The 9705-nt window shown below is 64.0% G+C and carries 15 protein-coding genes and 1 pseudogene; 15 read left to right on the top strand and 1 reads right to left on the bottom strand.

Annotation, left to right across the window (positions count from 1 at the left end; translation table 11 throughout):
• The 14 genes and pseudogenes from ACT4OC_RS12475 to rplQ form a co-directional block, all read left to right on the top strand.
• Window positions 1-206 (top strand): annotated as a pseudogene (locus ACT4OC_RS12475) (50S ribosomal protein L5); the annotation flags it as partial.
• 42 nt (window positions 207-248) lie between these two features.
• Window positions 249-554 (top strand): 30S ribosomal protein S14, encoded by a 306-nt coding sequence (gene rpsN, locus ACT4OC_RS12470; RefSeq protein ID WP_444839299.1) that lies wholly within the window; start codon window positions 249-251, stop codon window positions 552-554.
• A gap of 12 nt (window positions 555-566) precedes the next feature.
• A complete protein-coding gene (gene rpsH, locus ACT4OC_RS12465) occupies window positions 567-965 on the top strand; it encodes a 30S ribosomal protein S8 (protein ID WP_444839298.1) in 399 nt (132 codons plus the stop codon).
• Window positions 966-979: 14 nt separating this feature from the next.
• A complete protein-coding gene (rplF, locus tag ACT4OC_RS12460; protein WP_444839297.1) occupies window positions 980-1513 on the top strand; it encodes a 50S ribosomal protein L6 in 534 nt (177 codons plus the stop codon).
• A gap of 11 nt (window positions 1514-1524) precedes the next feature.
• Window positions 1525-1887: a 50S ribosomal protein L18 gene (gene rplR, locus ACT4OC_RS12455; protein WP_444839296.1), complete on the top strand. Its 363-nt coding sequence runs from the start codon at window positions 1525-1527 to the stop codon at window positions 1885-1887.
• Between the two features lie 56 nt (window positions 1888-1943).
• Window positions 1944-2519 (top strand): 30S ribosomal protein S5, encoded by a 576-nt coding sequence (rpsE, locus tag ACT4OC_RS12450; RefSeq protein ID WP_444839295.1) that lies wholly within the window; start codon window positions 1944-1946, stop codon window positions 2517-2519.
• Window positions 2520-2540: 21 nt separating this feature from the next.
• Window positions 2541-2735 (top strand): 50S ribosomal protein L30, encoded by a 195-nt coding sequence (gene rpmD, locus ACT4OC_RS12445; RefSeq protein ID WP_444839294.1) that lies wholly within the window; start codon window positions 2541-2543, stop codon window positions 2733-2735.
• Between the two features lie 14 nt (window positions 2736-2749).
• Window positions 2750-3235, top strand: coding sequence for a 50S ribosomal protein L15 (gene rplO, locus ACT4OC_RS12440; RefSeq protein ID WP_444839293.1), 486 nt, complete (start codon window positions 2750-2752; stop codon window positions 3233-3235).
• Between the two features lie 151 nt (window positions 3236-3386).
• Complete coding sequence (gene secY / locus ACT4OC_RS12435; RefSeq protein WP_444839292.1) at window positions 3387-4718, top strand: preprotein translocase subunit SecY; 1332 nt, start codon at window positions 3387-3389, stop codon at window positions 4716-4718.
• A 67-nt stretch (window positions 4719-4785) separates the two neighbouring features.
• Complete coding sequence (locus ACT4OC_RS12430; RefSeq protein ID WP_444839291.1) at window positions 4786-5658, top strand: adenylate kinase; 873 nt, start codon at window positions 4786-4788, stop codon at window positions 5656-5658.
• Window positions 5659-5870: 212 nt separating this feature from the next.
• Window positions 5871-6239: a 30S ribosomal protein S13 gene (gene rpsM, locus ACT4OC_RS12425; RefSeq protein ID WP_444839290.1), complete on the top strand. Its 369-nt coding sequence runs from the start codon at window positions 5871-5873 to the stop codon at window positions 6237-6239.
• A 124-nt stretch (window positions 6240-6363) separates the two neighbouring features.
• Window positions 6364-6753, top strand: coding sequence for a 30S ribosomal protein S11 (gene rpsK / locus ACT4OC_RS12420; protein ID WP_291608969.1), 390 nt, complete (start codon window positions 6364-6366; stop codon window positions 6751-6753).
• A gap of 131 nt (window positions 6754-6884) precedes the next feature.
• The gene (locus ACT4OC_RS12415) at window positions 6885-7904 is read left to right on the top strand and encodes a DNA-directed RNA polymerase subunit alpha (RefSeq protein WP_444839289.1); all 1020 of its coding nucleotides are present in this window, start codon (window positions 6885-6887) and stop codon (window positions 7902-7904) included.
• Window positions 7905-8046: 142 nt separating this feature from the next.
• Complete coding sequence (gene rplQ / locus ACT4OC_RS12410) at window positions 8047-8466, top strand: 50S ribosomal protein L17 (protein WP_444839288.1); 420 nt, start codon at window positions 8047-8049, stop codon at window positions 8464-8466.
• A gap of 58 nt (window positions 8467-8524) precedes the next feature.
• Here rplQ and ACT4OC_RS12405 read toward each other — a convergent pair whose 3' ends face one another.
• Window positions 8525-9346, bottom strand: a complete 822-nt coding sequence (locus ACT4OC_RS12405; RefSeq protein WP_444839287.1) for a phytanoyl-CoA dioxygenase family protein — start codon at window positions 9344-9346, stop codon at window positions 8525-8527.
• A 62-nt stretch (window positions 9347-9408) separates the two neighbouring features.
• On the opposite strand from ACT4OC_RS12405, the gene ACT4OC_RS12400 reads away from it, so the two are divergent.
• Window positions 9409-9705 (top strand): hypothetical protein (locus tag ACT4OC_RS12400; protein ID WP_444839286.1); only part of this gene is annotated, 297 nt, incomplete at its 3' end.

The raw sequence follows: 9705 nt of genomic DNA, 5'->3' as shown, positions 1-9705 counted from the left end.
GGGACTTCCGTGGCCTGAACCCGAAGAGCTTCGACGGCCGCGGTAACTACACCCTCGGCATCAAGGAGCACATCGTTTTCCCGGAGATCGACTACGACAAGGCGTCGGACGTCTGGGGCATGGACATCACGGTCTGCACGACGGCGCCCGACGACGAGCAGGCGCGCGCGCTGTTGACCGCATTCAATTTCCCGTTCCGGCAGTGAAGGCAGACTGAGCTTTCAAACGCGGAACCTCTGGAGAGACGCATGGCGAAGAAGAGTTCGATCGAGAAGAACAACCGGCGCAAGCGGATGACGAAGAACGCCGCCGCCGCGCGTGCGAAACTGAAGGCGATCATCGCCGACAAGAAGCGGCCGATGGAGGAGCGGTTCGCCGCCACCCTGAAGCTCGCCCAGATGCCGCGCAATTCGTCCGCGACCCGCATCCGCAACCGCTGCGAGATGAGCGGCCGTCCGCGCTCGACCTATCGCAAGAACAAGCTCAGCCGCATCGCGCTGCGTGAACTCGGCTCCAAGGGCCTGGTTCCGGGCCTGGTGAAGTCGAGCTGGTAAGGAGGATCGGACATGTCGACGCACGATCCGATCAGCGATCTGATCACCCGCATCCGCAACGCGCAGATGCGTTCCAAGTCCAAGGTCTCGAGCCCGGGCTCCAAGATGCGCGCCAACGTGCTCGAGGTGCTGAAGTCGGAAGGCTACATCCGCGGCTATGCCAGCGTGGAGCATTCGTCCGGCCGCAGCGAGCTCGAGATCGAGTTGAAGTATTTCGACGGCGAGCCGGTCATCCGCGAGATCGAGCGGGTGTCCAAGCCGGGCCGCCGCGTTTACGCCTCGGTGAAAAACCTGCCGCGCGTGAACAACGGTCTCGGCATTTCGGTGTTGTCGACACCGAAGGGAATCATGGCCGATCACGACGCGCGCGACGCGAATGTGGGCGGCGAAGTTCTCTTCACGGTGTTCTGAGAAGGGATTGAGCAATGTCACGTGTTGGCAAACGGCCTGTGGCGATCCCGTCCGGTGTGACGGCGACCGTCGAAGGGCAGACGGTGAAGATGAAGGGCCCCAAGGGCACGCTTTCCTTCGTCGCGCATGACGACGTCGAGGTGAAGTTCGAGAACGGCCAGGTGAAGTTCAACCCCAAGGTCGACACCAACCGCGCGCGGGCGATGTACGGCACCGCGCGTGCGCAGGTCGCCAACCTCGTCGAAGGCGTCACCAAGGGCTTCGAGAAGAAGCTCGAAATCACCGGCGTCGGCTACCGCGCCGCGATGCAGGGCAAGAACCTTCAGCTCGCGCTCGGCTACAGCCACGACGTCGTCTACCCGATCCCGGAAGGCATCACGGTCACCGTGCCGAAGCCGACCGAGATCACCATCGTGGGCAGCGACCCGCAGCGCGTCGGCCAGGTGGCGGCGGAAATCCGCAGCTACCGTCCGCCGGAGCCCTACAAGGGCAAGGGCGTGAAATACGCAGGCGAATTCATCTTCCGCAAGGAAGGCAAGAAGAAGTAACGGAGCCGGTCATGTCGCAATTGAAGGTTACGAATGCCCGGCGCAAGAAGCGCGTGCGCCTGGCGCTGCGCCGCTCGGCCAACGGCCGTCCGCGTCTTTCGGTGTTCCGCTCGTCGAAGCACATCTATGCCCAGGTCATCGACGACCAGAAGGGCGAGACGGTCGCTTCCGCCTCGTCGCTGGAGAAGACCCTGCGCGAGGCGGGCAAGACCGGCGCGGACATCGACGCGGCCAAGGCGGTCGGCAAGTTGCTTGCCGAGCGCGCCGTGCAGAAGGGCGTCAAGGAAGTCGTGTTCGACCGCGGCGGCTATCTCTATCACGGGCGCGTCAAGGCGCTCGCGGACGCCGCACGCGAGAGCGGGCTCAGCTTCTGAGCAACTGAAAACTTTATGAGGACAGGGGCATCGTCCCCCAGAGATTGGAAAACACCATGGCAGGTGAACGCGAACGCGGCGGACGCGAACGGAGCAGGGAGCGCGAGGAGCGCGACAGCGAGTTCGTCGACAAGCTCGTCCACATCAATCGCGTGGCGAAGGTCGTCAAGGGCGGCAAGCGCTTCGGCTTTGCGGCGCTGGTCGTGATCGGCGACCAGAAGGGCCGCGCGGGCTTCGGCCACGGCAAAGCGCGCGAGGTGCCGGAGGCGATCCGCAAGGCCACCGAATCGGCCAAGCGTAATCTGACGCGCGTTGCCCTTCGCGAAGGCCGCACGCTGCACCACGACATCTTCGGTCGCCATGGCGCGGGCCGCGTCTATCTGCGCGCAGCTCCCGCCGGCACCGGCATCATCGCCGGCGGTCCGATGCGCGCAGTGTTCGAGACGCTCGGCGTGCAGGACGTGGTGGCGAAGTCGATCGGCTCGTCCAACCCCTACAACATGGTTCGCGCCACCTTCAACGCCCTGAAGCACCAGGATAGCCCGCGCTCGGTCGCGGCGCGCCGCAACATCAAGGTTTCCACCCTGCAGTCGCGCCGCGTCGGCGGCGACGCCGAGGCAGCGGCGGACTAACGTTTCGATCGGAGTGAAGTCATGGCCAAGGCCGCAAAGACGATCAAGGTCGAGCAGACCGGCAGCGCAATCCGCCGCCATCACTCGCAGCGCTCGACCCTGATCGGCCTCAAGCTCAACAAGATCGGCCGCACTGCCGAACTGCCGGACACCCCGGAAGTTCGCGGCATGATCGCCAAGGTTCACCATATCGTCCGCATCGTCGGCGATAAGTAATTAAGGAGCGGAGCATGAAGCTCAGCGATATCGCCGACAATGCCGGCTCGCGCAAGAAGCGCATGCGCGTCGGCCGCGGCATCGGTTCCGGCAAGGGCAAGCAAGCCGGCCGCGGCGGCAAGGGCCAGACCGCGCGTTCGGGCGTGCGCATCAAGGGATTCGAGGGCGGCCAGATGCCGATGCATCGCCGTCTGCCCAAGCGCGGCTTCAACAACGTGTTCCGCGTCGAGTTCGCCGAGATCAATCTCGACCGGCTGCAGCAGGCGGTCGACGCCAAGGCGATCGACGCCAAGGACACCGTGAATGCGGAGTCGCTGGTCAAGGCCGGCGTGCTGCGCCGCGCCAAGGCGGGCGTTCGCCTGCTCGGCCGCGGCGAGCTCAAGGCCAAGCTCACGATCGAGGTGCACGGCGCCTCCAAGTCCGCCATCGCGGCGGTCGAAAAGGCGGGCGGCTCGGTCAAGATCCTGGCCCCGGCCAAGGAAGAAGGCGAAGCGGCGTAACATCTGCGTCATTGCCCGCCGCCTCGCGGGCAATTTGCTTTCCGGGACAATGGACTTATCGGAGCCGGATACCAGATAATATCCGGCGTCTGCCTCAAGGTTCGGGTCCGGAAACAGCGGCAGCAGGGGGCGCGCGGGAGAAAGCCAAAACATGGTCTCGGCAGCAGAACAACTTGCGAAGAACATCGATTTCTCGTCGCTCGCCAAGGCCGAAGAGCTGAAGAAGCGCATCTGGTTCACGCTGGGTGCGCTGCTTGTTTATCGGCTCGGCACGTACATTCCGCTGCCGGGTATCGACCCGGCCGCCTGGGAGCAGGTGTTCCGCTCGCAGGCCGGCGGCATTCTCGGCATGTTCAACATGTTCGCCGGCGGCGGCATCAACCGCATGGCGATCTTCGCGCTGAACATCATGCCGTACATCTCGGCCTCGATCATTATCCAGCTCCTGACCACGGTCTCGCCGCAGCTCGAGGCGCTGAAGAAGGAAGGCGAGGCGGGCCGCAAGACGCTCAATCAGTATACCCGCTATCTCACGGTGATCCTGGCCGCGTTCCAGTCCTACGGTATCGCCGTCGGCTTGCAGGGCGCCGGCAACGTCGTCAGCGAACCCGGCGTGTTCTTCCTGCTGTCGACCACGATCACGCTGACCGGCGGCACCATGTTCCTGATGTGGCTCGGCGAGCAGATCACGTCGAGGGGCATCGGCAACGGCATCTCGCTGATCATCCTCGCCGGCATCGTCGCCGAACTGCCGTCGGCGCTCGCCGGCATGCTCGAACTCGGCCGCCAGGGCGCGCTGTCCACCGGCCTGATCCTGATCGTGGCCATCATGGCGGTCGCCGTGATCGCCTTCATCGTCTTCGTCGAGCGCGCGCAGCGCCGGCTGCTGATCCAGTATCCGAAGCGCCAGGTCGGCAACAAGATGTTCGAGGGCCAGTCCTCGCATCTGCCGCTGAAGCTAAACACCTCCGGCGTGATCCCGCCGATCTTCGCTTCGTCCCTGCTGCTGTTGCCGACCACGGTCGCCAACTTCAACGCCGGCAGTGGGCCGGAATGGTTCCAGTGGCTCAACACCCAATTGAGCCACGGCCGGCCGCTGTTCCTGTTCCTGTACCTGGCGATGATCGTCTTCTTCGCCTTCTTCTACACCGCGATCGTGTTCAACCCGACCGAGACCGCGGACAATCTGAAGAAGCATGGCGGCTTCATTCCGGGCATCCGCCCCGGCGAGCGCACCGCCGAATACATCGATTACGTGCTGTCGCGCATCACGGTGCTGGGCGCGATCTATCTCGCCATCGTCTGCCTGATCCCGGAAATCCTGATCTCTTACGCCTCCGTGCCGTTCTACTTTGGTGGTACGTCGCTCTTGATCGTGGTCAGTGTCACCATGGACACGGTGGCGCAAGTTCAGGGCTATCTGCTGGCGCATCAGTACGAAGGACTGATCCGCAAATCCAAGCTGCGGGGTCGCCGCCGCTAAGAGGGCGGCGCGTCGGGAACTTCTAATCGGGTGCGCGCCTTCGCTCACCCAGCCGGGGGGCGAAGCAATGCGACTGATTCTTCTGGGACCGCCCGGCGCGGGCAAGGGAACGCAGGCCGAGCGCCTGGTGGAGAAATACGGCATCGTCCAGCTCTCGACCGGCGACATGCTGCGCGCGGCCGTTGCGGCCGGAACGCCGGTCGGACTGAAGGCCAAGGACATCATGGCGGCCGGCGGGCTGGTGCCGGACGACGTCGTGGTCGACATCATCGCCGACCGCATCGAGCAGCCGGACGCGGCCAACGGATTCATTCTCGACGGGTTTCCGCGCACGGTGCCGCAGGCGGCGGCGCTCGATGACCTGCTGAAGCGCAAGAAGATGAAGCTCGACGCGGTGGTCGAGCTCAAGGTCAATGAAGGCGCGCTGCTGCAACGGGTCGAGAATCGCGCCGCCGAGACCCGCGCGCGCGGCGAGGAGGTCCGGGCCGACGACACGCCGGAAGTGCTGGCCAAGCGGCTGGCCAGCTACCGCGCCCAGACCGAGCCCCTTATTCACTACTATTCGGACCGGCGCAGCCTGCTGACGGTCGACGGCATGATGAGCATCGACGGGGTCACCGAGGAGATCAGCCGGGTGCTGGCCGCGATCGGGGCCGGGGCCAAGGCGCCGGCAAAGCCCGCCAGGCGCGCAAGCAAGGCGGGCAATGGAACCCGGAAGGTTTCCAAGCCGGTGGCCCGGAAACCCGCCAAGGCTGCCGGGAAGGCCGGGAAGAAGGCGGCGAAGAAGGCCAAAAAACCTGCCAAGGCGGCCCGCAAGGCCCCCAAAGGCGCGCGGAAGGCGGCCAAAAAGGCGGTCCGCAAGCCCGCCAAGGTGGCTCGGGGAAAGGGCGGACGGGAAGGCCGCGAAAGCCACCAAAAAGGTCACGAAAAAGCGAGCTAAGCGTTAGAATCGGTTGACGAAACCCGCCTGAATCCCTTAATAAGCCCCGCATCCAGATCGGATAGTTATCAGACGATGCCGGGCCCCGGGAAACCAAGGGGTTAGGGCGTCGTGTTCGCGTTTGTGGACACCTGCCCGAGCTAACACAAGACAAAGCGTGACTGCGCTTTAAACGAAATGTCCGGCCGAGGCCGGTGACAGGAGAGAAGTCAGTGGCCCGTATTGCCGGCGTCAATATTCCGACCAACAAGCGCGTGCTGATCGCGCTTCAATATATCCATGGCATCGGCCAGAAGAATGCTGGCGAGATCATGGAAAAGGTGAAGATTCCGCTGGACCGCCGCGTCAGCCAGCTCACCGACCAGGAAGTGTTGCAGATCCGCGAAGTGATCGACCGCGACTATCTCGTCGAGGGCGACCTGCGCCGCGAGGTCGGCATCAACATCAAGCGTCTGATGGACCTCGGCTGCTATCGCGGCCTGCGCCATCGTCGCGGCCTGCCGGTGCGCGGTCAGCGCACCCATACCAATGCGCGCACGCGCAAGGGTCCGGCCAAGGCGATCGCCGGCAAGAAGAAGTAATTTTGCGAATAGCGAATCGGGAATGGCGAATAGATTCTATTCGCTACTCGCCATTCGCTACTCGCGTTTTTCGGTGTAGCCGCTGGCATTACGGCGGCGTTTGAGATCACAGGAAAGGTAGTCAATGGGCAAGGAAGCCACCCGCGTCCGCCGTCGCGAACGCAAGAACATCGCCAGCGGCATCGCGCATGTGAATTCGTCGTTCAACAACACGACCATCACCATCACCGACGCGCAGGGCAACGCGATCGCCTGGTCGTCGGCCGGCACGATGGGCTTCAAAGGCTCGCGCAAGTCCACGCCGTATGCCGCGCAGGTCGCCGCCGAGGACGTCGCCAAGAAGGCGCAGGAACACGGCATGCGCACGCTGGAAGTGGAAGTGGCCGGCCCCGGTTCGGGCCGCGAATCGGCGCTTCGCGCGCTGCAGGCTGCGGGCTTCACCGTCACCTCGATCCGCGACGTGACCACGATCCCGCACAATGGTTGCCGTCCGCGCAAGCGCCGGCGCGTTTGATTTGTAGAAGTCGCGGGGCGGCCGCTCCGGCTCGCGACGGTTTTGGAATTGTACGACGCGGACTTGACCCGCGTGTCTCCAACGCCGGCGGTTTGAAGCGCAAATCGGCCGGCCCGTATGGGTGAAAAACAGTGACGATCCAGAAAAATTGGCAAGAACTGATTCGACCGAACAAGCTGCAGGTCACGCCGGGTTCGGATGCTTCCCGTTTCGCCACGTTGGTGGCCGAGCCGCTCGAGCGCGGCTTCGGCCAGACGCTCGGCAATGCGCTGCGCCGCATCCTGCTGTCCTCGCTGCAGGGCGCCGCCGTGCAGTCGGTGCACATCGACGGCGTGCTGCATGAGTTCTCCTCGATCGCAGGCGTTCGCGAGGACGTCACCGACATCGTGCTCAACATCAAGGACATCTCGATCAAGATGCAGGGCGAAGGCCCCAAGCGCATGGTCGTGAAGAAGAGCGGCCCGGGCGTGGTCACCGCCGGCGACATCCAGACCGTCGGCGACGTCGTCGTGCTCAATCCGGACCTGCAGATATGCACGCTGGACGATGGTGCCGAGATCCGCATGGAGTTCACCGTCGCGACCGGCAAGGGTTATGTGCCCGCCGAACGCAACCGTCCCGAGGACGCGCCGATCGGCCTGATCCCGGTCGACAGCCTGTTCTCTCCGGTGCGCAAGGTCTCCTACAAGGTCGAGAACACCCGCGAGGGCCAGATCCTCGACTACGACAAGCTGACCATGACCATCGAGACCAACGGCGCGGTGACGCCGGACGATTCGGTAGCCTATGCCGCGCGCATCCTGCAGGACCAGCTCAACGTGTTCGTCAACTTCGAGGAGCCGCGCAAGGAAGTCGCGCAGGAGATCATCCCCGATCTCGCCTTCAATCCGGCCTTCCTCAAGAAGGTGGACGAGCTCGAGCTGTCGGTGCGCTCGGCCAACTGCCTGAAGAACGACAACATCGTCTATATCGGCGACCTCGTGCAGAAGAGCGAAGCGGAAATGCTCCGCACCCCGAACTTCGGCCGCAAGTCGCTGAACGAGATCAAGGAAGTGCTGGCCCAGATGGGTCTGCATCTCGGCATGGAAGTGCCGGGCTGGCCGCCGGAGAACATCGACGAGCTCGCCAAGCGCTTCGAGGATCATTACTGAGCGAGTAGGAGTGGCGAATAGCGAATGGAAAGAAGCCGTTCGCTGCTCACGATTCGCCACTCGCTAGCGGGCGAACGCAGGAAGCCCACCTGAGGAACTTGTCGCTGAACCACCGCGACAGAATTGAAGAAGGAATAGTCCAATGCGTCACGGTAAGGTTCACCGCAAGCTCAACCGCACCGCCGAGCATCGCCGCGCGATGTTCGCCAACATGGCGGCTGCGCTGATCAAGCACGAGCAGATCGTCACCACGCTGCCGAAGGCCAAGGAGCTTCGCCCGATCGTCGAGAAGCTCGTTACCCTCGGCAAGAAGGGTGGGCTGGCGCTGCGCCGCCAGGCCATCTCGGAGCTGCGCGACGTCGACCAGGTCAAGAAGCTGTTCGACACGCTGGCGACCCGCTACAAGGACCGCCAGGGCGGCTACACCCGCATCATCAAGGCCGGCTTCCGCTACGGCGACAACGCCGCGATGGCCGTAATCGAGTTCGTCGACCGCGACGTCGATGCCAAGGGCAAGGACTCCGGCCCGGTCGCTGAGAAGACGGAAGCCGAGGCGGCGTAAGTCCGCTCTGCAGGCGGAATTGAAAAAGCGGCGCGCGAGCGCCGCTTTTTTTGTTTGGTTATCCCTTGCTTGTCTGGAGCGACCGTCGGATCGCACGCTCGACCGGCGAATAGCGGCGATTCGGACGCTCGATCCGCAGTGGCACCTTGGGATGCAACGCCGGTTGCGCGAGGAAGCGGGGCGCCGCGCCGCGATGCATCTGTGCGGCATGCACCAGGAAGGGATGGCAGAGATAGACCGTGCCGGCGCGACCAGTCGCCGCGACTTCGGGCCGTTCGATCGCGGCCATCCGTGGGCCGAGCATCGCATTGGACATCCCGGCTTCGCCCGCCGAAGCAAGGATGCGCGCGATGTCACGATGCGATCCCGCCTTGATGCGCGTCGGCGCATCCGCTTGGCCGACGTCGGAGAACAGGAAGAGCATCAGGAGCGCGCGTCCGTGCGAGGTGACGTTGGCACGCCAGTCGGAGAAATCGCGCCTCTCTTCCCAGCTGCCGCCTGGGCCCGGAAAGCTCACATCGATGTGCCAACCGGTGTCGCCGGGATCATCAAGGCTTGGAAACCGCACCGGAAAACTGCCGAGATCGACGCGCGGCTGCCATCGCCCGCGGCCGACCAGTTGGTCGAAGGCCGCGTGCAGCACGGGAGTGTTGACGGCATCGCGGAACGGCGCGTCGCCGTACATGCCGAGCCTTATCACGGGCTGCGTCCAGGTGGCGGGATCGGCCGGATCGCAGGGCAGGTCGCGCCACAGGATGGCGCGGCCTTCCTCAGCAAGCTGATGGGGAAAGGCCTCGTCGATCCTGACGAAGCCATCATTGATGAACTGCTGGATTTGCGTGCGGCTGAGCGCGCGCGGAAGCCCCTTGCGGGCATTCATGGAGAATCCTCATATCGCTGGCCAATGTCCACCGCCCGCATGGCGCGGGACGGTCGGCCGGTTTGTCTAGTGGCGGTGCCGGAAGCGCCGCCGTCTTCCGCCTGCGAAAGCAGGCACCGCAATCAGCGGTTCAGGAAGAAGACCGAAGCGATATTGGCTTTCATCATCATGGTGCGGGCAATCTATCAGAGGTCAGACTGCACGCAAAGGCGCATTGCTCGTCGAAACGACTTTGCGAGGAGCGAAGCGACGAAGATTCCATGGGGGAGTGGATAGCGACCGAGTCTGAAGCCAGACTGAGGTTGCTGAAACCACTCAACCTGGAGACAACGATGTTGCTCGATCATCCTTCCGACGGA

The sequence above is a fragment of the Bradyrhizobium sp. genome (assembly GCF_052389815.1).
In the GTDB taxonomy this organism is placed as follows: Bacteria; Pseudomonadota; Alphaproteobacteria; order Rhizobiales; family Xanthobacteraceae; genus Bradyrhizobium.
This window is presented reverse-complemented; position numbering and strand designations above follow the sequence as displayed.